This window comes from Fructilactobacillus sp. Tb1 (assembly GCF_050500285.1).
Classification (GTDB): domain Bacteria; phylum Bacillota; class Bacilli; order Lactobacillales; family Lactobacillaceae; genus Fructilactobacillus.
Genome location: NZ_CP191377.1, coordinates 470,672 through 494,833, shown reverse-complemented (window position 1 = coordinate 494,833; position 24,162 = coordinate 470,672). Strand labels below are relative to the sequence as shown.

20 protein-coding genes are annotated in these 24,162 nt (G+C 35.4%); 11 read left to right on the top strand and 9 right to left on the bottom strand.

Features of this window, described 5'->3' with window-relative positions:
* Positions 1-90 precede the first annotated feature (90 nt).
* On the top strand, positions 91-816 hold the full coding sequence (locus ACQW5G_RS02820) for a GntR family transcriptional regulator (RefSeq protein ID WP_429971562.1): 726 nt from the start codon (positions 91-93) through the stop codon (positions 814-816).
* A 186-nt stretch (positions 817-1,002) separates the two neighbouring features.
* Positions 1,003-3,399: a phosphoketolase family protein gene (locus tag ACQW5G_RS02815; RefSeq protein ID WP_429971561.1), complete on the top strand. Its 2,397-nt coding sequence runs from the start codon at positions 1,003-1,005 to the stop codon at positions 3,397-3,399.
* Between the two features lie 56 nt (positions 3,400-3,455).
* Here ACQW5G_RS02815 and ACQW5G_RS02810 read toward each other — a convergent pair whose 3' ends face one another.
* Entirely contained in the window at positions 3,456-4,334 is an 879-nt protein-coding gene (locus ACQW5G_RS02810) for an RluA family pseudouridine synthase (protein WP_429971560.1), read from the bottom strand.
* A gap of 292 nt (positions 4,335-4,626) precedes the next feature.
* On the opposite strand from ACQW5G_RS02810, the gene ppk1 reads away from it, so the two are divergent.
* Positions 4,627-6,750, top strand: a complete 2,124-nt coding sequence (ppk1, locus tag ACQW5G_RS02805) for a polyphosphate kinase 1 (protein WP_429971559.1) — start codon at positions 4,627-4,629, stop codon at positions 6,748-6,750.
* Between the two features lie 204 nt (positions 6,751-6,954).
* Here ppk1 and ACQW5G_RS02800 read toward each other — a convergent pair whose 3' ends face one another.
* Entirely contained in the window at positions 6,955-7,395 is a 441-nt protein-coding gene (locus ACQW5G_RS02800; RefSeq protein WP_429971558.1) for a universal stress protein, read from the bottom strand.
* 483 nt (positions 7,396-7,878) lie between these two features.
* Here ACQW5G_RS02800 and ACQW5G_RS02795 point away from each other — a divergent pair, with 483 nt between their 5' ends.
* Both ACQW5G_RS02795 and ACQW5G_RS02790 read left to right on the top strand, forming a co-directional pair.
* Positions 7,879-8,841 (top strand): ketopantoate reductase family protein, encoded by a 963-nt coding sequence (locus tag ACQW5G_RS02795; protein ID WP_429971557.1) that lies wholly within the window; start codon positions 7,879-7,881, stop codon positions 8,839-8,841.
* A 15-nt stretch (positions 8,842-8,856) separates the two neighbouring features.
* Complete coding sequence (locus ACQW5G_RS02790; protein WP_429971556.1) at positions 8,857-10,038, top strand: PLP-dependent aminotransferase family protein; 1,182 nt, start codon at positions 8,857-8,859, stop codon at positions 10,036-10,038.
* Positions 10,039-10,201: 163 nt separating this feature from the next.
* Here ACQW5G_RS02790 and eno read toward each other — a convergent pair whose 3' ends face one another.
* Positions 10,202-11,521 (bottom strand): phosphopyruvate hydratase, encoded by a 1,320-nt coding sequence (eno, locus tag ACQW5G_RS02785; protein WP_429971555.1) that lies wholly within the window; start codon positions 11,519-11,521, stop codon positions 10,202-10,204.
* Positions 11,522-11,895: 374 nt separating this feature from the next.
* Between eno and ACQW5G_RS02780 the strand changes: the two genes are divergently transcribed.
* Entirely contained in the window at positions 11,896-14,181 is a 2,286-nt protein-coding gene (locus ACQW5G_RS02780; RefSeq protein WP_429971554.1) for an HAD-IC family P-type ATPase, read from the top strand.
* 66 nt (positions 14,182-14,247) lie between these two features.
* Here ACQW5G_RS02780 and pdxT read toward each other — a convergent pair whose 3' ends face one another.
* Together pdxT and pdxS are read right to left on the bottom strand one after the other, a co-directional pair.
* Complete coding sequence (gene pdxT / locus ACQW5G_RS02775; RefSeq protein WP_429971553.1) at positions 14,248-14,793, bottom strand: pyridoxal 5'-phosphate synthase glutaminase subunit PdxT; 546 nt, start codon at positions 14,791-14,793, stop codon at positions 14,248-14,250.
* Position 14,794: 1 nt separating this feature from the next.
* Positions 14,795-15,682, bottom strand: a complete 888-nt coding sequence (pdxS, locus tag ACQW5G_RS02770) for a pyridoxal 5'-phosphate synthase lyase subunit PdxS (RefSeq protein ID WP_429971552.1) — start codon at positions 15,680-15,682, stop codon at positions 14,795-14,797.
* Between the two features lie 112 nt (positions 15,683-15,794).
* On the opposite strand from pdxS, the gene ACQW5G_RS02765 reads away from it, so the two are divergent.
* From ACQW5G_RS02765 to ACQW5G_RS02755, 3 genes are read left to right on the top strand one after another with little or no spacing between them, the layout of a single operon-like run.
* Positions 15,795-17,156, top strand: a complete 1,362-nt coding sequence (locus ACQW5G_RS02765; RefSeq protein ID WP_429971551.1) for a PLP-dependent aminotransferase family protein — start codon at positions 15,795-15,797, stop codon at positions 17,154-17,156.
* Positions 17,157-17,208: 52 nt separating this feature from the next.
* Positions 17,209-17,616, top strand: a complete 408-nt coding sequence (locus tag ACQW5G_RS02760) for a hypothetical protein (RefSeq protein WP_429971550.1) — start codon at positions 17,209-17,211, stop codon at positions 17,614-17,616.
* A gap of 12 nt (positions 17,617-17,628) precedes the next feature.
* The gene (locus ACQW5G_RS02755; protein WP_429971549.1) at positions 17,629-18,108 is read left to right on the top strand and encodes a hypothetical protein; all 480 of its coding nucleotides are present in this window, start codon (positions 17,629-17,631) and stop codon (positions 18,106-18,108) included.
* Between the two features lie 258 nt (positions 18,109-18,366).
* Here ACQW5G_RS02755 and ACQW5G_RS02750 read toward each other — a convergent pair whose 3' ends face one another.
* From ACQW5G_RS02750 to ACQW5G_RS02740, 3 genes are read right to left on the bottom strand one after another with little or no spacing between them, the layout of a single operon-like run.
* A complete protein-coding gene (locus ACQW5G_RS02750; RefSeq protein ID WP_429971548.1) occupies positions 18,367-18,909 on the bottom strand; it encodes a GNAT family N-acetyltransferase in 543 nt (180 codons plus the stop codon).
* 8 nt (positions 18,910-18,917) lie between these two features.
* Positions 18,918-19,763: an SAM-dependent methyltransferase gene (locus tag ACQW5G_RS02745; protein WP_429971547.1), complete on the bottom strand. Its 846-nt coding sequence runs from the start codon at positions 19,761-19,763 to the stop codon at positions 18,918-18,920.
* 10 nt (positions 19,764-19,773) lie between these two features.
* The gene (locus ACQW5G_RS02740; protein WP_429971546.1) at positions 19,774-20,181 is read right to left on the bottom strand and encodes a helix-turn-helix domain-containing protein; all 408 of its coding nucleotides are present in this window, start codon (positions 20,179-20,181) and stop codon (positions 19,774-19,776) included.
* A gap of 156 nt (positions 20,182-20,337) precedes the next feature.
* On the opposite strand from ACQW5G_RS02740, the gene rny reads away from it, so the two are divergent.
* Positions 20,338-21,927, top strand: a complete 1,590-nt coding sequence (gene rny, locus ACQW5G_RS02735; RefSeq protein WP_429971545.1) for a ribonuclease Y — start codon at positions 20,338-20,340, stop codon at positions 21,925-21,927.
* Positions 21,928-21,966: 39 nt separating this feature from the next.
* Here the strand turns inward: rny and ACQW5G_RS02730 are convergent, their stop codons facing one another.
* The gene (locus ACQW5G_RS02730; RefSeq protein WP_429971544.1) at positions 21,967-23,520 is read right to left on the bottom strand and encodes a bifunctional metallophosphatase/5'-nucleotidase; all 1,554 of its coding nucleotides are present in this window, start codon (positions 23,518-23,520) and stop codon (positions 21,967-21,969) included.
* 226 nt (positions 23,521-23,746) lie between these two features.
* Here ACQW5G_RS02730 and spx point away from each other — a divergent pair, with 226 nt between their 5' ends.
* A complete protein-coding gene (spx, locus tag ACQW5G_RS02725; RefSeq protein WP_429971543.1) occupies positions 23,747-24,145 on the top strand; it encodes a transcriptional regulator Spx in 399 nt (132 codons plus the stop codon).
* The last annotated feature ends 17 nt before the right edge of the window (positions 24,146-24,162 follow it).

The window sequence follows — 24,162 nt, the reverse complement described above, 5'->3', positions numbered from 1 at the left end:
ATTAAATTAAAGGATTTCCAATTCGATTGGGAATCCTTTTTTTGATTCTGCTATACTTTAAGTATTAATTAAGAACGAGGTAAAAGTTCATTGGCTGATTTAGTTTATAAAAAAGTAATGCAAAATTTAAAAGATCGAATTCGAGCAAATGATTTTAAAGATAATCGTTTGCCGGATGAACGAACTTTAAGTGAAGAATTAAAAGTTAGCCGAAGCTCAATTAAAAGAGCTTTGGGAATTTTAGCTGAAGAGGGGGTTATCTTCAAAAAACGGGGATCAGGAACATTTGTTAATCCATTGTATTTGAAAAACAAATCAATTTTTCGTTATGAAGGATCTAACTTAGGGATTACTAATAATCTGAAAACAGAAGGGTATAATCCTAGTATTAAAGTGCTGGATTTCAAAGTGATTCCAGCTCCTCAAGAAGTAAAAGATAGTTTATTTTTACAAAACGAAGAGTTTGTTTATGAAATTAAACGGCTTCGTTTGTTAGATGAACAAGGCATCATTATTGAAACTAGTTACATTCCCATTAAAATTGCTCCAGCATTAACTAAAGAGATTGTGAGTCATTCTTTATTTGATTATTTTGCCAAAGAATTACATCACACGGGAACTAAATCATTCATGTCAATTGAAACGCAACCTTCCAATGAAGATGATCAAGCCTTATTAAAATTAAAACCAACGGAACCGGTTGGAATTATGGAAGGGGTTTTCTTCCTAGATGATGGGACTCCATTTGAAGTTTCAACGATGAGAATTCATTACAAATATTTCAGTTATAATACATTTGTGAATTTGTCTGATTAAATTTTAAGAAAGCGTATCCAAAGTCTGACGCGGTGCGGAAAAGAATTGGTACGTATCAATTACTAAAAAGTTTGACTTTTTTGTAAAAATTGTTAATATAGGGTGTGTAGTTGAGTCATTAAATTGACTCATTCATATTTATAATTCAGCCATTTGGTTGATGATTATCAAAAGGAGTGTTATTGCATGTCAGTAGATTACAATTCGAAAGAATATTTTGACAAAATGAAGCAATACTGGAACACTGCCAACTACCTTTCAGTTGGTCAATTGTTCTTACGTGCCAATCCTTTATTGAAGAAGCCTTTGACTTCTGAAGACGTAAAGGTTAAACCAATCGGACATTGGGGTACTATTTCATCACAAAACTTTATTTACACTCATTTAAACCGTGTAATTAACAAGTATGACTTAAACATGTTCTATGTTGAAGGTTCAGGTCATGGTGGACAAGTTATGGTTTCTAATTCATACATGGATGGAAGCTACTCAGACATTTACCCAGAAATTACTGCTGATGAAGCAGGTATGGCTAAATTGTTCAAACAATTCTCATTCCCAGGTGGTATCGCATCTCATGCTGCCCCTGAAACACCAGGTTCAATCCACGAAGGTGGAGAATTAGGTTACTCACTTTCTCACGGTGTTGGTGCTATCTTAGATAACCCTGACGTTATTGCCGCTGTTGAAATTGGTGATGGTGAAGCCGAAACTGGTCCTTTAGCTGGATCATGGTTCTCAAGCTCATTCATCAACCCTGTTACTGATGGTGCTGCACTTCCAATCATTAACTTAAATGGTTTCAAGATTGCTAACCCAACTATTTTCAACCGTACTTCTGACGAAGACTTACGTAAGTACTTCGAAGGTTTAGGTTGGAAACCTTACTTTGTAGAAACTAACGAACCTCATGGTACTGATGTTGACGAAACTAACGTTAACTTAGCAAAAGCTATGGATTCAGCTATTGAAGACATCTTAGCAATTCAAAAGAACGCTCGTGAAAACGAAACTGCTGAAACTGCTACTCGTCCACAATGGCCAATGATTATCTTCCGTTCACCAAAAGGTTGGACTGGTCCAGAAAAGAACGCTAAGGGTCTTCCTATCGAAGGTTCATTCCGTGCTCACCAAGTTCCACTTCCTCTATCAGCTGATGATATGGGTACTGCTGATGAATTTGTTAAATGGATGGAAAGCTACAAGCCAGAAGAATCATTTAACGAAGATGGTTCTCTTAAAGATTACCTTAAAGAAATGGCTCCTAAGGGTGACCACCGTATGTCAGTTAACCCTGTTACAAATGGTGGATTAGATCCTAAACCTTTAGACTTACCTGACTACCGCGATTACGCTGTTGATGTTAAGACTCCTGGTCAAATCGAAGCTATGGACATGGTTGTATGGTCAAACTGGGTACGTGATACTATGATCAAGAACCCAACTAACTTCCGTGCATTCGGTCCTGATGAAACATGGTCAAACCGTCTTTGGGGAATTTTCGAAACTACTAACCGTCAATGGGAACGTAAGATCGACGAACCATTTGATGCTCACATGGCTCACTATGGTCGTGTTATTGACTCACAATTATCAGAACATGATGATGAAGGTTGGTTAGAAGGTTACGTATTAACTGGTCGTCACGGTTTCTTCGCAACTTACGAAGCATTCGGTCGTGTAGTTGATTCTATGCTTACTCAACACTTCAAGTGGTTAAGAAAAGCTTCAGAAATGGAATGGAGAAAACAATATCCTTCATTGAACTTTATTGATTCTTCAACTGTATTCCAACAAGATCACAATGGTTACACTCACCAAGATCCAGGTCTTATCAACCATCTTGCTGAAAAGAAACCAGAATTCATCCGTGAATACTTCCCAGCTGATGCTAACACATTACTTGCTGTTGCTGATGTAGCATTCTCAAGTTACGAAAAGATTAACTTGATTACTACTTCAAAACACCCACGTCCACAATGGTTCAACATTGATGAAGCTTCAAACCTTGTTAAAAATGGTTTAGGTTACGTTGATTGGGCTTCTACAGACCAAGGTGCAAAACCTGATATCGTTATCGCTACTGCTGGTGTTGAACCAACACTTGAAGCATTAGCTGCTGTATCAATCTTACACAAACGTTTCCCTGAAATGAAGATTCGTTTCATCAACGTTGTTGACTTGTTGAGATTACGTAATCCTAAGTTTGATCCTCGTGGTTTAACTGACGAAGACTTCAACAACTTGTTCACAACTGATACTCCAATCTTGTTCGCATTCCACGGTTTCGAAGATATCATCAGAACTATCTTCTTCGATCGTGACAACAAGAATGTTGACGTTCACGGTTACCGTGAAAATGGTGATATCACTACTCCATTCGACATGCGTGTCCTTAACCAATTAGATCGTTTCGACTTGGCTAAAGATGTTGTTAAAGATATCCCTGGTTTAGCTGAAAACAACATGGACTTCATTCAAGAAATGAACGACATGATTGACAAGCACAACCATTACATTAGAACTGAAGGTACTGATTTACCAGAAGTTACTAACTGGAAATGGGAACCACTTAACAAATAATTTAATTGTTTGTTAAAAATAAAAAGAGACCTCTTCGGGGGTCTCTTTTTTTATACTCATTTTTTCATTTCAGGTGGTAAAGATGCAGTTACGGTAATTAATTGATGATAAAAAGGGGTTGGCATTTCAACTTTCCAAGAATGTAATAACATCGGCTGTGCTAGATTAGCTGTTGAATCGTACAATGGATCATTGATAATCGGGTGTTTAAGATAGGCCAAGTGAACGCGAATTTGGTGGGTACGTCCAGTCTCTAATTGAACTTGGAGTAAGGAATTCCCAGCAACTTCTTTAATAACTTGGTAATGAGTAACAGCGTGTTGTGCTTTTTCACCATTAATTTTGCGTTTGCGTTGATCATGCAGATCTCGTCCAATTGGTAGGTCAATTGTTCCGTGTGCATCCTTAAACGTCCCATGCACCCAAACTAGATAGGTACGCTTAATAGTCTTATCTTTGATTAAGCGGGTTAGGATGGGAACGACAGCTGGTGTTTTAGCAATGATTAAGGCACCACTGGTTTGTTGGTCAAGCCGATGAATAATATATGGCTGGTTGGGGGCTAAATAACCTGCAGCGTAGTTTAAAGTCGCGTGACTTTCACCAGGTTGATTGGCATGGGTTTTATCGCCGCGGACTTTATTAACAATCATAAAGTCATCATTTTCCCAAATTACATTTAATGGTTTTGATTTATCAACAATTACTGGTTGATTGGGGGTGAAGTCCGAATCTTCAAAAGTTAAACTAACTTCATCACCTGTTTGGATTTTAAAATTCATGGGCAAATATTTTTGGTTAACTGTAACCCTATAATGCGTTCTAAGCGAAAAAATAAGGTGTTTTGGAAGTAATAGGTAAGTACTGAGATAATTACGAATGGTTTGATTATTATAGCTGTTAGGGACATTTAGATGGTATTGATACGTTGACATAAATTACCTCCGTAGTTAAATTTTGTTTTATGGTGCTAGATTAGAATAGAAAACTCTAATTAAAAATAAGCAACTGAAAATCCTTATTTTATCAAATATGGAAGATATTATAATGATTATCATTTTATAATTAAAAATCATTGAATATTAGCTGGAATAATTGTGGTTGAATCCCTATTTAATAACCGGTTATAATGGTTTATTGTGGTTATAGATGATATTTATCTTAATTTATTTCAAATTGTGAATAAAGTCGAAATCGATTACCAAACTTTTAAAAAGGGAGCATAAGATGGAAACAGACAAATTATTTGAAGGAAAATGTTTTAATCGCGATTTGAGTTGGTTATTGTTTAACCGCCGGGTGATTGATCTAGCAAATGAGAATACGACTCCGTTTAATAATAAACTAATGTTTTTAGCCATTGCCGCTAATAACTTAGATGAATTTTATAGTATCCGAGTTCCTAGTTTGCAAAGTCAGGAAGAATTGACCCACGACGGGGAAGAACACAAATCAGGGGAACATTATTCTAAAATATTAAAGCAGTTGCATAAACGGAATGAGAAGAACTTTGAAATTCAATACAGTTCTTATTCACAACTAGATAGTCAATTGGTGGGAAATGGATTTTGCAATTTAACGACTTATAAAGCTTTAAACGCAAGTCAAATGGCGAAAGCTAACCAGATTTTTGATCAACGAATTTTACCGTTTTTAAGTTTTACGACTTATGATGATAATTATAATTTAGATTTTCTGAAAAATAAACGCATGGCACTAGGTGTAAGCTTAAAAATCAACGGTAAACACAAAATTAGAATTGTACCGATTCCAACGGATATTGATCGTTTAGTTAAAATTAAAGGTGCCAATATTGATACCTATATTATGATTGAAGATCTTATTCGCAACAATCTTTCGAACCTCTTTGATGATGGTGAAATTGACAATATTATTACGTTTAGAATTATCAGAGATTTAGATGCATCCCTTGATGTGGAAAAAGACGATGATAATGATGATACAATTAACAACTTGAGACATTATCTTGCGGACCGTGAAAAGGGTCGAATTACGATGTTTGAAGTTGAAAATAAATCTCAACTAGACACTGATTTTGTTAAATCATTTATGAAGAAATTCAAGATTAATAAGCATAACCTTTATAAGGTGAATGGACCAGTCGATCTAACGTTTTTATTTAAAATCGTTAAATTACTATCCAAAGAGTATCCTAATCTAAGTTATCCTAAATTTGAACCAGCGCAGTGGAATGATGATCATTCCATGCTAAATTATTTGAACCATCACGATATGTTGTTGCAATATCCGTATGACTCATTTAATCAATATCTAGAATTTTTAGATGAAGCAATTAATAATCCGAATACAGTTGCGATTAAACAAACGATTTATCGTGTGGCTCACAACTCTAAGGTAATTGAATTACTTAAAAAAGCAGCGCAAAAAGGGATTAAAGTAACTGTGATGGTTGAATTACGGGCTCGTTTTGACGAAGCTAACAACCTTAAAGTTACCACTGAATTAGAAGATGCCGGATGTAACATTGTGTTTGGTAAGAAATTCATGAAAGTCCACAGTAAGACTTGTTTGGTTTTAACTGAAGCCGGGATGGATCCTAAGGGTTATGTGCAAATTGGAACGGGTAATTATAATGAATCTACTGCAAGCCAATTTGTAGATTTAAGTCTTTTTTCAAGTAAAGCCAGTTACGTTAAAGATTTAGCAGCCTTCTTCAACTACTTGGAGCAACCAATCGTTGATCCACCAAAATATGAAGTTTTAACTGCTTCACCACATCGAATTGAAGATATGGTTATTCAAAACATTGAACAAGTGAAAAAGTACTACTTAGAAACCGGAAAGGGACATGTATTCCTCAAAGTTAATTCATTAACTGATGTTGATGTGATTTCCGCAATCTATGATGCTGCCACTGTTGGGGTGCCATTTAGACTGATTGTACGAGGAGCTTGTTGTTTAGAACTTGGAGTTTGTGGACCAAAAGAAAACATTGTAATTTCTAGCATTTTTGGAGAATTATTAGAACATAGTCGGATTTATGCTTTTTATGATGAAACTGAATCAGTTTGGATTTCATCAGCTGATTTGATGACCAGAAATATGGATAATCGGGTGGAATTAGCAGCTCCAATTCATGATCCAGATTTAATGGCACAAATTCAATCAATTATTAGTACTTATGCTAATGATGATGTAGATGGATGTTTTATGAATTTAGCGGGTGATTACTTTAAATATGAAAATCCAAAGGGCGCTTCAGCCCAACAAACCTTTATTAAAGAAATTGGGAAATACAGTCCCAAATTTGATAATAGTTGGATTGATCGTTTGAATAATAAAGTTCGAAAAATTTTAAAATTTAGTTAATTTTATGTAGCTTTTTCATATAGTTGTAGGTTATAATATGTATATTGAATGCACGGTAACAGGGGCTATCCAGTAGATATTCTGTTGTTGGAAAAGATTACATTAATCATGTATTCAAAAAATGCCAATCACAATTTGTGATTGGCATTTTTTAGTTTAATTAAAATAAAAAAGCTCATCAAACGATGAGCTTTTTTGCTGTGATTATTTAACGATTAATACATCTGGTTTAGCAGTTCTAATTACATAGTTAGTAACAGAACCAACTACTAATTGTTCAACAGCTGAAAGACCAGTAGCACCAATTACGATTAAATCATCTTTGTGATCATTAGGGAATTCTTGGGCAATAATCTTTTTAGGGTTACCAAAACGCATATGAATTGAAACATCGTTCAATCCTTGTTTAATAGCAGTTTGTTTTAATGTTTCAAGAATTTCTTTAGTTTGATCAGTTAATTTGTAAACGGTGTCAGCTGAAACTGCATTACCATAGTTACGGTTAAATTGGGTAACTTGGATAACATTTAAAATGTCCAAATGAGCACCATTTTGTTTTGCAAGTTCAATCGCTCTATCAAGTACAGGCATAGTATCTTCTCCGCCATCAACGGGAGCTAAAATACGTTCATATTTCTTTGCCATTTCGATCACCTCATAATTTCTATTTTCTTAATTATAGCATTTTCCCGGATATTCGATAAGAATTTTTACTTTAAATATCTAAGATTTTCTTAAAAGTAGCTAAATACGAATAATAGTTTTAAATTTAAACAATTTTTAAGTTTTTTATTGACTTTTTTGAATTCTAATGATTAAATGATAACAACATAAAAAGAAAGGAATTCGGATGATGAAAAAATATATCTCACTAAGAGCGATTAACATTTTAGTCTTTGCGGTCATTAAGTAGCCATTCGCATTGGGTTTTGATGCGGGTGGTATAACTCGTATCTAAGCAGAGGTAAGTTAATAACTCAGCTGGATACATTGACAATTCAATGTTTGTTTAACTGGGTGATTAATTATTCGAATTTTTTAGATAATCGAATTTTAAATAAAAAGCTCATTAAACATTTATTGTTGATGAGCTTTTTTTAATTAATGTGTAACTTAGGAGGAAATGTTATGAAATATGGAATTATTGGCGCTGGAGCGATGGGATATCGTTACGGAGTATTATTACAAGAAAACGCTGGCGTAGACGTAGATTTTATCGACACTTGGAAACCAAACGTTGAAAAAGTTAAGGAACAAGGCGGAGTATACGTATCACGGGATCACAAAGATAAGCACTTAGTTCCAATTAACATGTACTATCCAGAAGAATATAAAGGTCACCCAGATGTTTGGATTATCTTCAAAAAGCAAATGCAACTTGCTGAAGAATTGAAACGGGACGACAAAGCTGGATTATTCCATCCTGATCAATATGCGTTCTCAGCTATGAATGGTTTAGGCCATTTTGAAAAAATTGAACAATACTTTGATAAAGATAAAATGGTAGCTGGTACAGCAATGATTGCCACTGTTCTTAATGGGCCTGGAGATGTAGATTTCATGGGACCTAAGAATGGTGAAGCAATGCATATGGCACCATATAATGATAAAAAACCAGATGCTGTAATGGAACAAATGTATAATGATTTTAAGAAAGCCACACTTGGACCAGAAATGTCATCAAACTGGCTTGGCATGTGTATGACAAAAGTTTCCTTTAACGCCGTATGTAATACTCTTTGTACGATGTTTGAAATCAACATGGGACAATTTGGTGAATACAAAGGTGCTGAAGCAATGTCAAAACAATTATTTAACGAAGCTCACGATGCTTGTGATCGAGCCGGAATTAAAATGATTGAAGATCGCCAACAACAAGTCCAAAGTGTGCTTGATTCATGTGTTAAATTGAAATTCCATTATCCTTCAATGTACCAAGACTTTTCTAAGGGTCGTGCTACAGAAGTTGATTATATTAATGGATACATTGCTAAAGTTGGTCGCGAAAACGATTACGTTTGTCGCACCCATGAATTTGTTACACACGAAGTTCATTTAGCTGAACAAATGCGAAAATACCACAAACGTTAGAAAGAGGAAATTAAAATGACATTTAGATATTCAAATAGTGTACCAAAAGTTAATGATAACGCCACTGCTGAAATCATGAAAGCCGCTGCTAATCCAGAAGTAATTTCATTTGCTGGTGGTTTACCTGCTCCAGAATTATTCCCTGTGAAACAAATGAAAGAAGCTACTGACAAAGTGTTTGACCTCTATGGCGAAAAGGTGTTACAGTACGCAGGGACACTGGGTTATCCAGGTCTTCGTGAACAAATTGTGGACATCATGAAGGATCGAGACGTTGATTCAACAGTGGAGAACATTGCGGTTTCAACTGGATCACAACAAGCTATTGATTTAGTAGCTCGAATGTTGATCAATCCTGGTGACGTTGTTATTACTGAAGACCCTACATATTTAGCTGCTATTGACGTATTTAAGTCATACGGAGCTAAGATGGTCGGTGTACCTATGGATGAAGACGGAATTAAAACAGATGCTTTAGAAGCTGTGATTAAGGAATATCCAGAAGCTAAGTTCATCTATACCATTCCTAACTTCCAAAATCCCACTGGTAGAACAATGGCGGTCGAACGTCGGAAAGAATTAGTACGGATTGCTAATGAAGCTGACCTTCCAGTCGTTGAAGATGATCCTTACGGAGCAATCAGATATGCTGGTGAGTTCTTACCGTCATTGAAACATTTTGACACTGAGGACCGAGTTGTTTATTTAAGCTCATTCTCTAAAGTATTAGCACCCGGCATGCGTCTTGGCTGGATTGTTGCTAATAGAGAGTTTATGGCTAAGTTTATGTTATTAAAACAAAATGCAGATTTGCATACAGATAACTTAACGCAATACATTGTTTCTCAATTCCTTAAAGATAATGATTTGAAAGAACACATCAAAACTATTACTGATGCATATGAACATCGTGCTAATTTGATGCTTAAAGAAATTGATGAACAATTTCCGAAAAATGTTAAACACAGTATTCCAGAAGGTGGAATGTTTATTTGGGTAGAAGTTCCTGGAGTTGATACCAACAAGTTATTTGACGAATGTCTTAAGCACAACGTAGCGTTCGTTCCTGGTTCAGCTTTCTATGCCAACGATGTCAAACAAGGAACTTTCCGCATGAACTTTTCTAACATGACCGACGAAAAGATCGTCGAAGGGGTTAAGAGAATGTCTGCGGCAATTGAAGCAGTTACTAAATAAATGATTAATTCAACAAAATATAAATAACAATATGGCTGACGTAAAAAAATCTGATAGCTTGTTCATAAAGAATGCAAAAAAATGCTTCTTAAGTTATCGTAATTGTTATTGAAGACAAAAAGGAGAACTCGATTGAGTTCTCCCTTTTTGATTAAATATTTTCTTAGTAGTTAAGAATCCGGTCTTTGTCGACTTTGCTAAGGTTATAGAATGAATTAATTCCATCAAATCTAGCAGTTTTACCAAGTTCATCTTCGATGCGCATGAGTTGATTGTATTTGGCAATTCTTTCGCTACGACTCATTGAACCAGTCTTAATTTGACCAGTATTAAAGGCGACTGATAAATCAGCAATGGTTGTATCTTCAGTTTCACCAGAACGATGTGAAATTACTGGAGTATAGCCAGCTTCTTTGGTCATTTCAATGGCACGGGCAGTTTCAGTTAATGTACCAATTTGGTTTAATTTGATAAGAATTGAGTTGGCGATATCCATATCGAAAGCTTTTTGAATGTAAATAGGATTTGTAACTACTAAATCATCAGCGATAATTTGAACTTTATCAGACAATTTCTTAGTGTATTCAGCCCAATCATCCCATGAATCTTCATCCAAAGGATCTTCAACTGAAATTACGGGATATTTATCAACGATATCTGAGATAAGATCAACAAGTTCTGGAGCAGTGTATGATTTACCATCACCAACTAAGTTATATTTCTTAGTCTTTTTATCGTAAAATTCTGAAGCAGCTGCATCAAAAGCAATGGCAACATCTTTACCAGGTTGGTAACCAGCTCGTTTAATGGCTTCGAGTAAAATTTCAAATGGTTCTTCATTATTCTTCAAATCAGGAGCAAAACCACCTTCATCACCTTTAGCAGTTGAATAACCCTTTTCGTTTAAGAGGGCTTCAAGGCTATGGAAAGTTTCAGATCCCATCCGCACAGCTTCTCTAAATGTGGTTGCACCAACTGGAATAATTAAGAATTCTTGGAAATCTACTTTGTTATTAGCATGCTTACCACCGTTAATGACATTCATCATTGGGGTAGGTAATAGATGGGCATCAAAACCACCTAAGTAGTTGTAAAGTGGGGTACCTAATTCATCAGCCGCAGCTCTAGCAACAGCTAAAGAAACACCGAGAATTGCGTTAGCACCTAATTTTGATTTATTAGGAGTTCCATCTAGTTTAATCATGGTTTCATCAATGAGTAATTGATCAGTAACATCTAATCCAATTACGGCATCTGCAATGGGACCATTGACGTTAGCGACAGCCTTAAGCACGCCTTTGCCACCAAATCGTGAACTATCTCCGTCACGCAATTCTACAGCTTCACGATCACCGGTGGAGGCACCTGAAGGCACAATTCCACGACCCATAGCACCGTCTTCGGTATAAACTTCTACTTCAACAGTAGGGTTTCCTCTTGAATCTAATACTTCTCGAGCTAAAACATCTGAGATTAATGACATAATACAAACTTCTTTCTCTAATAAATTTAAATTATGCTCCGACAAAAGTGCTAGTCATAATTTATGACAAAACAATAACATTATTTTTTTCGCTTGTGCAACGATTGATACTTCTCGAATTGCAATTTTAATTTATTTTTCTTGCTGAAATGCTGATGTTTAGTGACAGTAAGAGAATTTGAAAATATTTTTAGTCTGCAAAAATTAAAGGTTATTCATTGCTTTGAATTTTGAAATATTATATGATAAAGAAAATTAAGAGTGCGATGACGTTCGCAATAATCAGTGTAAAAGCTTAATGACGTCTACTAATTGACCTATCTGGGTTTATTAGTAGACGTCATTTTTTTATAAAAGCAATTGGGGTGATCATGATGATTGAAAAACAAGGTCTAACTGAAACACAGGTTAAAACATTATTAAAAGAATACGGGAGTAATGATGTTAGTGAACCTAATTTTAGTTTCAGTAAGGAAGTAGCTAAACGACTTTGGGGCTTATCGGCCTGGATTTTAGAAGGAGCGTTACTCTTAGAACTTATTCTGGGAAAAGATATTCAAGCTTTATTTATTATTATCATGCTCTTATTTGCTGCGGTTGACGGGGCCATTCAAAGTAAACGAGCAAATAAAGTTTTGAATTCCATTTCGAATCAGTTAACCCCAACGGTTTCGGTTAAACGGTCCGGAAAATGGATTGAAACTAGTTCTAAAAATCTGGTTCCGGGTGATTTGATTGCTTTGAAACCTGGAGATGTGGTGCCAGCGGATGCTAAAATTTTAGATAATGATTTAGAGGTTAATGAAAGTTCTATTACGGGAGAATCGAAATCAATTTTAAAGGTTACTGATCAAACAGTGCTTTCAGGGACCTCGGTAATATCTGGAAGCGCCCTTGCTGAGGTTATTCGAACCGGGAAAAATAGTCGAATGGGGAAAACCATTAATTTAATTCACACTTCCAAAGCCCCTGGACAATTACAAAAAATTCTCAGTCAGATAATTAAATACTTAGCTATTTTCGATGCTGGATTAGTCGTGATTTTATTAGGGTTATCTGTAATTCGACATGAAAATTTGATTAGTATGTTGCCTTTTATAGCAATGTTGTTTATCGCTACAATTCCGATTGCAATGCCATCCAGCTTTGCCGTTGCTAATTCAGTTGAAGCAAATGTATTGAGTAAACAAGGCGTTTTAGTTGGTGATTTAACGGGAATTCAAGATGCAGCTAATTTAGATTTGTTGTTTTTGGATAAAACGGGGACAATCACAGCTAACAATCCCGCTATTACGCACTTTTATAACTTATCTAACCAAAATAATGATTTTGTCTTTAAAGTAGTTTTATCTGTTCTCGATGCTAAATATCCGACTGAAATTGATAAAGCACTGCAAAAATATATTAATAATCATAGTGACAATCAAACCACATTTAAAATAACTGATTTTTTACCTTTTGATTCATCAATTGGCTATTCTCAAGCTGATATCTATTTGGATGATGTTAGTTATGAGGTACGTCTAGGTTCACTGAAAGTTTTAAATGACGAAAGTACCGATCCAGTCAATGTTGCTAAACTTAATCTTGCACCGGGCAGAACAGTAGCTGTTTCCATTAATCAAAAAATAGCTGGCATCTTTGTGATGGAAGATCAGCCAAGAAAGAATAGTGCTAAAATAATTGCTGATTTAAAACAACGTAAAATTAGACCATTCATGATTACTGGTGATAATACCATTACTGCTAATGCGATTGCTAAAGTAGTTGGTCTTGACCATCCAATAATTCCAATCTCTGAAATGGAAAAAATTGAGGACTACAGTCAGATTTCTGGTTTTTCTAATGTTAAGCCAGAAGATAAACTCAAAATTGTAAAGTTATTTCAGGCAAAAGGATATATTGTTGGGATGACCGGAGATGGTGTTAATGATGCACCAGCGTTGAAACAAGCTAATGTTGGAATGGCAATGAAAAATGCAGTCTACCTTGCTAAACGAGCTGCTAAAATGGTTTTGTTGAAACCAGGATTGACTGAAATTCCTAACATCATTGATAGTGGTCATCGAGTTTATCAAAGAATGATTACTTGGGCTTTAACCAAACTTTCTCGGACAGCAGAATTAACCTCATTAATTACCTTTGGATATATTTTTTATCGGTTTATTCCATTGTCATTAAATGCCATGATTTTAGTGGCTATTTTAAATGATATTGTGACGCTGGTATTAGGAACCGATAATACACATATTTCAAAATATCCGGAAAAATGGAATTTGAAACGGATGAGTGTCCTTGGATTTATCCTGGCAGTTGGTTGGACGCTTCCGGGATTATTAATTTTAAGAACGTTAATTGTTCAAGGGATTGCTAATAATCAAATTAGTACGATGTTATTTCTATATCTAATGTTTAGTGCGATGATGACAATTTTAATTACCAGAACTAAAAAAATGTTTTGGCAAAGTCGACCTAGTAATGCTTTAATTTTAGCCATAATATTTAACGTTATTTTGTCAGTTTTGCTTGCTAAATTTGGCATTGGTTTAACCGTAATTGCATGGTCTGAAATTTGGATAATCTTACTATTAACGATTATGATTGGAATCATTTTGGACTTTGTTTATTTAAGCTTAGCTAAACTGATTTCTCAAAAATAATGTATTTATAGTAGAAAAAAGCTACAATCACAAAATTTTGTGACTGTAGCTTTTTAGTTTATAAGTTTATTTGACCATTTTTAAGAACATTTCATGCATTCTTGTATCATTAGTCAATTCAGGATGAAAAGCCGTGACTAACACACTATTTTTACGGGCAGCCACAATTTTATCATCAGTAGTTGCTAATACTTCAACATCATCATTAACTGATTCTAAGTAGGGGGCCCGAATAAAGACAGCGTTAAACGGAGCATCTAATCCAGTAACATTAATTAGTTCTTCACAGCTTTGTTTTTGACGACCGAAGCCATTTCGAACAACTACACCATCAATCATATTAAAACTTTCTGGAAGAGATAGGAGCGCCATTCCAGCACAAGTTCCAAAAGTGGGAAGTCCAGCTTGAATTAGTTCTTTGAGTGGTGCAAATAAGTGGTTTTGCACTAATAGTTTCCGCATCACGGTACTTTCGCCACCAGGTAAAACTAAGCCATCGATTCCTGCCAGATCAGATGGATTTTTAATTAAGGTAGTTTCCACACTAAGTTGTTGCAGCATAGCTTGATGTTCTGAAACTGCCCCTTGCAGGTTTAAGATTCCAATTTTCATGTTAGTTCATACCTCGAGGAGCCATTTTTTCTTTTTCATCCAGGCTCTTAGTGTCGATTCCTTTCATGGGGTTACCAAGATTTTTAGATACTTCAGCGATTAAATGGTAGTCAGTCGGGTTAGCAGTAGCGGCAACGATTGCTTCAGCAAATTTCTTGGGATTCTCTGATTTGAAGATTCCGGAACCGACAAACACTCCGTCAGCACCTAAATTCATCATTAAAGCGGCGTCAGCCGGAGTTGAAACCCCACCAGCAGCAAAGTTAACGACTGGTAATTTACCAGTTTCGTGGATTTCTTGCACTAGGTCGTAAGGGGCTTGTAAGTCACGGGCAATGGCCATTAATTGCTCCGGACGAGCAGCTACAACTTCGCCAATTTCTTTGTTGACCTGTTGCATATGACGAACAGCTTCGATGATATCACCAGTTCCAGGTTCACCTTTAGTACGTAACATTGAGGCACCTTCACCAATCCGACGTAAAGCTTCACCTAAATTACGGCAACCACAAACGAATGGAACAGTGTAGTCAGTTTTAGCTAAATGATATTCATCATCAGCGGGCGTTAAAACTTCACTTTCATCAATGTAATCAACGCCAATTGCTTCTAACACTTTTGCTTCAGCAATATGACCGATACGAGCTTTAGCCATGACGGGAATTGAGACAGCGTTCATAATTTCTTCAATCATAGCTGGATCTGACATCCGAGCCACGCCACCTTGAGCACGAATATCTGATGGTACCCATTCTAGTGCCATTACAGCGGTTGCTCCAGCAGCTTCGGCAATTTTAGCTTGTTCAACATTAGCAACGTCCATAATTACGCCACCTTTTTGCATTTGCGCCATTCCTTGTTTCACTAAATCTGATCCAGTTTTTTTCATGATTAAATCTCCTTTTTGGTAAAATACATATACAGTTAGGTCTATTTTAGGTATATTAAGGGGTAAGTAAAGCTGAAAAATAGAAACTGTACCAGTACAGTTGGGGAAAGATATGAAATATCAACGAGTAGAACAGTTAATTAAACATAAAATGCAACATTTGAAATCGGGTGCTAAACTGCCATCAATCCGTGGATTAGAACAAGAAACTGGCTTCAGTAAAGCTACGGTAATTAAGGCTTTGTCAGAATTAGAACAAAAACATTTGATTTACTCGGTACCTCAAAAAGGTTACTTTGTGACGGGTCAGACAGATGCACATCAAAAACAGGAACACCAATTTGATTTCTTAGCAGCTAATCCAGAAGCAAGTTTATTTGATTTTGATCAGATTCATAGTTGCTTGGATCAAGTTTTTCAAAATTTTCACAGTGAGATTGTGTCATACGGATATCCAGATGGCTTACGATCTCTTCGTAAACAAATTTTGCGTTTATTAGGAGATCAACAAATTTTTGCATCCGTTGAGCGAACTTTTATTACATCTGGAGTCCAACAAGCGATTAACATTTTGTTGAATGTTCCGTTTCCTAATCAACGGAAAAATATTCTAATTGAACAACCCACGTATGCGGGACTTTATAAGGCTGCTAAAATAGCTGGCAATCATGTCTTTGGAATTGATGTGAGTAGTGGTCAAATTGATTTGAATCAGCTAGAATCGATTTTTCAAAATAACGAAATTAAATTTTTTTATGTGATGCCTAGTTTTCAAAATCCGACGGGACATCGTTATTCAGTGGTCGAAAAACAACATATCTTAGCATTAGCCCAACGATATGATGTTTATATTGTGGAAGATGATTTCTTAGGTGATTTAGGGAAACAGGATGAACCAAATTCATTCTTTGCTTTAGATGAGCATCAACGGGTAATTTATTTGAAGAGTTTTTCGAAGATTTTCTTACCCAGTTTGCGATTAGCTGGGGCCATTTTGCCCCAAGTGTTAGTGGATGACTTTTTGGCATATAAAAAAATCTATGATTTATCCTCATCAAATATTTCCCAAGAAATTTTAGCCACTTTTATTGAAAATGGCATGTTTGAACTTCACATTAAGAAGTTACGAAATCATTATCAAAAGAAAATGGCAGAACTAATTCGTTGTTGTGAATTGTATTTGCCAACGGATGTTAAAGTATTTCAGCCCGAATCAGGTTTTTATACTTGTTTACAATTACCTGATCAGCTAAATTCGACTAAATTAACTCAGCAATTAGTGCAGCATGATATTCTGGTTCAAGATGTGGCGAGCATGTTTTTATCTTATTATCGTAAGCATACGCTGATTAGATTGAGTATTGCTGAAATTGCATTTGATCGAATTGAACCAGGAATAAAACAGTTAGCAGAAGTGATTAAACATTATAATCGCCACCAAAATTCAATTTTTAGTGATCAATTTTTTATTTGATATTGGTCTTACCCCAATATTTTCGCTATACTAAAATAAAGGATGAATATTTATGAAAACAATTAAACTAACAATTTGGTCATTAGTCTCATTGCTAATGTTTTTAGCTTTGAACTATATCATGCATCTACCCGCAATTGGTATGCATGCGGATGATCTGTCAAGAACTAATATCATGGCTTTGGTTTTATTCGGAGTGCCACTTTTTTTGACGGTTTTTCGTTTAAGAATTGGTTTTTATTTACTATCATTAGTTCAATTGATTTATTCAGTTGGCTATCTTAGTGCAATGTATCAAGTGGTAATGATTAGTCATGCAAACTGGCTAAGTAAAATTATGGTGGTACTAGTAGCGATTATTGCCCTTGGTATTAACCTTTATTGGTTTACATTAGCGTGGAGATTTAGAAAAGCGACTGCTCAAGAACGAGCAAAACGTTATATGAAATTTAGAGAATAGATAGGTGAAAAAATGAAGATTGATGAAGCAGATTTTATTACTGAAGCTGAAGCAACTGCATACGCAATTAAAAACTTTGAAACTACTTTAGCTGAATTAAAAAAAGATCCAGCCAAGGTTTTAAAACCCATGGTAGATTTTATTGAAGCTGGATTAAATTCTGATAAGATTTCAAGTGCAGAATTATTTTTACCCAAGAGTGATATTACTATCAAACTCCAAACTTCAATTATTAATTTGCCCCTTGAATACGGTAAGAATATTAATAAGATTATGGTTGGTGATGGGGTAGTTGATGTGAATGTGTACATGATTATTGCTTCACCCGAAATTAATAAATCTAAAATGCGGATTGACGAAGTAGCTACATCAGATGAATTTGTGAATAATACTCCTGACATGGTTACTCAATTTACTGATTGGACTAAACTTCAATTAGATCAAATTGAATCCAATGAAGCTGAAGCAGCGGATGAAAAAGAGGAAGACTAGCTATTTATTTTGTTTCGTGATATAATGATTACATGCGAAGAGCCGAATAAGCAATAGCTTATATTAATTTGCTAGGGACCATGTTTTCCACCGTATTGTGGTTGGTTTGGTTAGTAAGGTGATGTGAACACCTCTAATCCTTTTGAATTTATTCAAATGCCTAAAGGGGAGGACTGATATTTATGTTGGTCCTCTTTTTTCTTACATAAAAATAAAAAAATGGAGTGAATTTTCGAATTCACTCCATTTTTAACTTTACTATTTATTTTCGTAACTACTACGAGTGAGTCCCATGTAATAAGCATCATGGTAACTACCCATTGAATAGAATTGGTCTTTGATAGTTCCCTCAGTTTCAAAACCAAGCTTCTTGTAGATATGAACGGCTGGTGCATTTTCCACATCTACGTAAAGGTAAAGCTTGTGCATGTTGTAAGTCTTAAACATCAAATCAATCATTTGTTGGAAAGCAATTTGGGCATATCCGTGACCTTGTTGGCGATCTAATAAAGTGATTTCAATTTCACCGCAACGAGCGATTTGATCAATATCAATCACTTCAACTAAACCAACTTTGATTTGGCGTTCTGCCATCCCAGATTCGGTAACGTTAATTGTCATACTAACAACATCATCAGCCTTAATATGGGTATCAATAAATTGAGTTAGTTCATCTTCATTAGCAAACGGTGGTTGGAACCAGTAACGTAAAGTTGAGGGTTGTAAAAAGAGACTTTTTACTAAAGTTTCATCTTCCGTATCTTTGCTTAAAGGTAATAAGCTTACTTGTTCGTTGTTCATTTTTTCTCCTATTTAACTAAATAAACGTGATCTTGAATTAGATCAAAGTGAGGATAATATTGATTTAATTTATCAATCCCTGAATTTTTAACGAATTCAGCATTTTGCCAGAATTTTTTGGAATTAGTGGCACCGTCTTTTTCACCAATTACAATTAATTGCACTTTGTTGCCATCTTTTCGGATAGCTTCAAGTAACTCGTTGTCGATGGGAACCCCATCTGGTGACCAAGACATAATAATGTAATCAACTTGATCTTTGTATTTTTCATAGGCATCCATGGCTGAAAGCTTTTCAATTGGAACAAGTTGGTGTTTGCCAGTTTCATTTTCTTTTTGCCAGGCAAGACTATCAGTGGTGATGATGTTGGCATCATGGTCTTTCAAACCTTTCGAAATATAACCATTACCAGCCATAACTTCCAAAGCTGGTTTACCAGCTAAAAACTTCGCTAATTGATTAGTGAATGAAGATGAAATATAAGCCCACATTCCGTATTGTTCTTCTAAATAATCGCGGAAGCCACGTAATTGTTGATCTAACTTAGGCAAGTCGTTTGAGAGTTTATCCCATTCAGCATCACCCTTTGGATCTCCAAAAGCATATTTCTCGTTAATCTTTTTATACATTTTATCTTGAATATCATCAGGCAACTGCAAGTTGGGAATATCTTGGGGAAGTTGTTTTAATGAAAGTAAATGATCAGCCATTAGGGCATGATTAAGTAAAAATTTAACTTCGGGATAATCATTAAATTCAGTTCGGTAATGGTTAAGGCTTTCAATGTAAGCAGGAGTGGCTTTTTTAATCTGCTTATTTTTCTTCATTTTTTTAAGAAATTTTCTACGATCCATAACTTAACTCCTAATAACCGAGATCCAATTCTTCTTGGTGATCAAGGCCATTGTTTTTGCGTTCTTTTTTACCATGAAGGTAGCCATCGATTAATTGATAAATTTCATAACGATCAGTTCCGCTAATGGGTTGTTCGTTGAAATATAATTCAGTTCCAGAAATGAATAGTTTGGAGATATCAGTGTTTTCGTTGTCAACTCGACCACTAATGTAATCCATAGAAACATTGAAGTACGTAGCAAGCTTGCGAACTTCGATGTATGATGGATTTCGAATTCCGCGTTCCCAATTTCCAATTTGGGAAGCGGTATTTTCATGGTCTTCATCAGTTGCAAACATTTTATTTAATTCATCAGCCAATTCTGCTAAGGTGATGTGTCGACCACTCCGCAAGGCTTTTAATCGTTCTGGAAACATACCTAGATCTCCTTAATAATCTGCATTTTCATATACTTTCATTATAACCTAAATAACCACAGAAAGTGAGTGTCTGTCTCGTTTAAAAATAACGATTTAAATGGTATGATTAATGTAATTGAAAAAATCACTCAAAGTTAGAGAGGAGGGCGCTTAATGCAAGTCCTTTTAATTGCCAGTATTTGTTTATTGGTCAGTGGAATTAGTGGTTATGTAATTCAAAATAAGAAATTAAACCATAATCTTTCTGATGCAGAAAAACATGCTGAAAAAATTGAAGAAAACAATCAAACCAAAATTAAAGATAGTGTTGCTGAAATTAATGATGCCGTTAAAGACGACGTCGAACAGCTACAAGATGAAGAAGAATCAGATATTGAGGAACAACAAACGGAAAACAATTCCCGCAGTGATCGCCTTGATTTCCGAGAAAAAAGTTTAGAAAATTCCGAAACACGGTTAAATAAAAATCATCAATTAGTATTGGATCATCAAACTGAACTTGAAGATTTACGTAATCATGTTTCTGAAACTAAGCACCAAGCACGTGAGTTACACGAAGAACGGAATAATACGGTTTATGAAAAGAGTAAGTTGACGGAAGATCAAGCCAAACAATTAGTTTTGACTAATACCGAAACAACTTTGAATCGGGATTATGAAGTTACAGTTCGTGAAAATCATGATGATATGGTGCTAAATGCAGCTAAAGATGCCCGCAATTTAATGATGGAAGCCATTCAAAGTGGAGTCCAAGATGTACCGCGTGACCACATTGAACGCAACATTATGATTCCTGACGCTGGAATTCGCAATAAAATTACAGGTCGTGATGAACAACGACTTCGGTTAATTGAATCACTTACTGGAGTTGACTTGATTTTCCATCCGGAACATGAAGAAACCTTAATTATCAGCACTAATGATCCTGTCCGGCGTGAAATTGTGCGAAATGCAATTAATGAATTGATTGCTGCCCGTTCATTAAATAATGGTGTAATCGAAAATACAGTAGCTGATTCAGAACGCAAAGTAATGGATAACCTTCGGATTTTTGGAGAAGAAACGTGTGCTAAATTACATCTTGGTTGGGTTCACCCTGATATGATGAAAATTTTAGGACGGTTAAAATACCGGACTAGTTATGGCCAAAATGTCTTACAACATTCCGTGGAAGTAGCCGAATTGTGTGGAATTATGGCTGCTGAGTTAGGTTTGAATGTTCGTTTAGCTAAACGGGCTGGTATGTTTCATGATATTGGGAAAGCCCTTGACCGAGAAGTTAATGGCACCCACGTTGAAATTGGAGTTAAAATTGCCGAAGCATATGGTGAAGATCCCATTGTCATTAATGCCATTGCGGCTTCTCATGGTGATACCGAAACTGATAATTTAATTTCAATTCTAGTTAAAGTAGCTGATTCAATGTCTGGTGCTCGTCCAGGTGCCCGTAGTGAATCAGTCGAAGAATACATTAACCGTTTGAAAGGATTAGAACGAATTGCTAATTCGCATGCCGGGGTAACTGATAGCTATGCTATTCAAGCTGGCCGTGAAATTCGAATTATCGTTAATCCGAAAGAAGTTAATGACGAAATGAGTCAAAAAATTACCGAAGAGGTCGCTCGTCAAGTTGAAGATGAACTTACTTATCCTGGTAAGATTAAGATTACTACGATTAGAAAATTAGCTGCCGTTGAGTATGTTGGTGGCAAACCAGCACCAAAGAAAAAACACGTGAGTTAGCAAAAAAGGAATTCCAAAATTTGGAATTCCTTTTTTAGTTTATTTAATTACTTTGAAATTGCGAGTTTTATCGGCTTTAACTTCTGGATGATGTTTAAGGTAACTAGCAATTAAGTTACTCATCGTTACGGTATTGTATTTGATGACTTTGTCTTCGTTGTACATTGGGTAATGACCACCACCGACAGCTCGATATGCATTTAACGCAATTTTTAATTTCATTTTATTAGTGATTGGCTTACCATGATAAGTTGGATTAAGGACCCGATGACCAATTGGATTAGAGACTTTAATGGTGTAATCGATTCCAGCGTACATATCATAGTTATAATCACGAATTTTAGGATGATGATACTTAGGATCAACGATGATTTGATCATTCTTAATCATAAAGTATTCAGCTGTTTTTTCTAAGGCAGCTTTTAAATCAGCACCACTAATTTCAACTAATGCTAGGGTATTAGGATAAACGTAGTTAGTGATGATATTTCGCATCGTAATTGGGTTTTCAAAACCACGGGCTTCGTTAGAAAAGAGTGCAGTTGCTGAAATGTCACAACCCATGGTTTCCATTTGTACTTTTTGGATAAAGTTCACAAAAGCTGATCCGTGAGTTCGCACTTGGAAGGGATCATCATAATGCATTGATCCTTCAATGTGAGCAAGGGGTTCAGCTAACCATTTTTCTACTTGATCTTCAACTGGTTGAATTGCTTTTTTGACAGTTTTGTCAGCTTTTTCGTCACCGGTTTTAATAATTGTTTGATTACTATGTGTAACGACGTATTTGCCATTTTCTTTTTCAACGTTCAGTTGAATTTTACCGACATAATTGCCACGATGTCCGGGTTGAACATATGGAATACCAAAAAGTTTTCCCGCTAAAGCACGATGTTGGTGACCAGTGGCCATCACGTCGATACCAGGAACTTTTTGCATAATTTCATATGCTTCGTTTTCACCATCAATTTTATCGTTGGGATTTCCAGTACTTAAGTCTCTTTCGAAACCACCATGATAGAGAACTACCACGATGTCAGCTTCTTTACGCATTTCTGGAATCCATTTTTGGGCTGCTGATAAGGCAGAAATGAATTTCAATCCAGCGACGCTTGCTTTATTTTCCCAGGCATCAACTGATTGAGTGGTTAAACCAATTACACCCACTTTTAAATCACCATATTGTTTAATTTCATATGGTTTACCAAATGCAGAATTACCATCTTGATCCAAAATGTTAGCTGAAACAAAATGGCGTTTGGCATTTTTAATGGCATTGCGTAAGTAAGCTTGACCATAATTGAATTCATGATTTCCAATTGTGCCGAAATCATAGTCAACAGTGTTAAAAGCATCAGTAATGGCACTAGGTTGGTCATTATTTTCTACTTCAGCTTGGTAATAAGCTAAAGGAGAACCCTCGAGAAAATCACCGTCATCTAAAATAAGGGTGTTTTCGGCTTTCGCTTGTTCTTTGCGAATAGTTGAGGCTGCCTTTTCAAAACCAAATGGCATATTAGCATTCGGCTTCACGTAATTGGTTGGAGCTAAATAGCCATGGGTGTCACTGGTAGTTAAAATTGTTAGTTTCATATGCAGCCTCCGTCGTTAGTATAATGTATAAATTATAATATTAATCGTACCTGGTGTAAATTTATTCTTAATATTTGTAACAGAATGTTAAATTTGCTAATAATTCATTAAATCTTGTAAAGTTTATTGACGAAAAATGTAGTTATGATATTATAAAGTTGTTAGATAAATAGTCAAATTTATCAGACAAACTTAACGTCTCAAAAATTGAGGAGGTTGTTTTAATATGTTGAACTTATATGTTGCACCTAGTAGTGCATCAAGCCGTAAAGCTCGTACTTGGTTAAAAGATCACGATATTTCATTCAAAGAAAGAAATATTAATTCAAAACCATTAAATGCTGATGAAGTTAAACACATCTTACGTTTAACTGAAAATGGTAGTGAAGATATTATTTCAACTAGATCTAACATTTTCAAGAAACTTCATCTTGATTTAGATGATCTTTCATTAGGTCAATTAGTTGATTTGTTAGTAAAATACCCTGATCTTATCAAACGTCCAATCATCTTTGATGATAAACGTCTTGAAGTCGGATACAACGAAGAAGAAATCAGAAGATTCTTACCTCGTGATATCAGACAAGCCGAACTTAAACAATTAGAAGAAAAACTTAGAGCTTAAAAAATTAAACGTCCTTG

Excerpts from the sequence above, each read along its gene's own strand:
- ACQW5G_RS02730 (WP_429971544.1), bottom strand. The coding sequence starts at position 23,520 with ATGAAACTAACAATTTTAACTACCAGTGACACCCATGGCTATTTAGCT.
- ACQW5G_RS02810 (WP_429971560.1), bottom strand. The coding sequence starts at position 4,334 with ATGTCAACGTATCAATACCATCTAAATGTCCCTAACAGCTATAATAAT.
- ACQW5G_RS02765 (WP_429971551.1), top strand. The coding sequence starts at position 15,795 with ATGAAATATCAACGAGTAGAACAGTTAATTAAACATAAAATGCAACAT.
- ACQW5G_RS02815 (WP_429971561.1), top strand. The coding sequence starts at position 1,003 with ATGTCAGTAGATTACAATTCGAAAGAATATTTTGACAAAATGAAGCAA.
- ACQW5G_RS02740 (WP_429971546.1), bottom strand. The coding sequence starts at position 20,181 with ATGTTTCCAGAACGATTAAAAGCCTTGCGGAGTGGTCGACACATCACC.
- eno (WP_429971555.1), bottom strand. The coding sequence starts at position 11,521 with ATGTCATTAATCTCAGATGTTTTAGCTCGAGAAGTATTAGATTCAAGA.
- rny (WP_429971545.1), top strand. The coding sequence starts at position 20,338 with ATGCAAGTCCTTTTAATTGCCAGTATTTGTTTATTGGTCAGTGGAATT.
- pdxT (WP_429971553.1), bottom strand. The coding sequence starts at position 14,793 with ATGAAAATTGGAATCTTAAACCTGCAAGGGGCAGTTTCAGAACATCAA.
- ACQW5G_RS02795 (WP_429971557.1), top strand. The coding sequence starts at position 7,879 with ATGAAATATGGAATTATTGGCGCTGGAGCGATGGGATATCGTTACGGA.
- ACQW5G_RS02760 (WP_429971550.1), top strand. The coding sequence starts at position 17,209 with ATGAAAACAATTAAACTAACAATTTGGTCATTAGTCTCATTGCTAATG.
- ACQW5G_RS02745 (WP_429971547.1), bottom strand. The coding sequence starts at position 19,763 with ATGGATCGTAGAAAATTTCTTAAAAAAATGAAGAAAAATAAGCAGATT.
- ACQW5G_RS02780 (WP_429971554.1), top strand. The coding sequence starts at position 11,896 with ATGATTGAAAAACAAGGTCTAACTGAAACACAGGTTAAAACATTATTA.
- ACQW5G_RS02755 (WP_429971549.1), top strand. The coding sequence starts at position 17,629 with ATGAAGATTGATGAAGCAGATTTTATTACTGAAGCTGAAGCAACTGCA.
- spx (WP_429971543.1), top strand. The coding sequence starts at position 23,747 with ATGTTGAACTTATATGTTGCACCTAGTAGTGCATCAAGCCGTAAAGCT.
- ppk1 (WP_429971559.1), top strand. The coding sequence starts at position 4,627 with ATGGAAACAGACAAATTATTTGAAGGAAAATGTTTTAATCGCGATTTG.
- ACQW5G_RS02750 (WP_429971548.1), bottom strand. The coding sequence starts at position 18,909 with ATGAACAACGAACAAGTAAGCTTATTACCTTTAAGCAAAGATACGGAA.
- ACQW5G_RS02790 (WP_429971556.1), top strand. The coding sequence starts at position 8,857 with ATGACATTTAGATATTCAAATAGTGTACCAAAAGTTAATGATAACGCC.
- ACQW5G_RS02800 (WP_429971558.1), bottom strand. The coding sequence starts at position 7,395 with ATGGCAAAGAAATATGAACGTATTTTAGCTCCCGTTGATGGCGGAGAA.
- pdxS (WP_429971552.1), bottom strand. The coding sequence starts at position 15,682 with ATGAAAAAAACTGGATCAGATTTAGTGAAACAAGGAATGGCGCAAATG.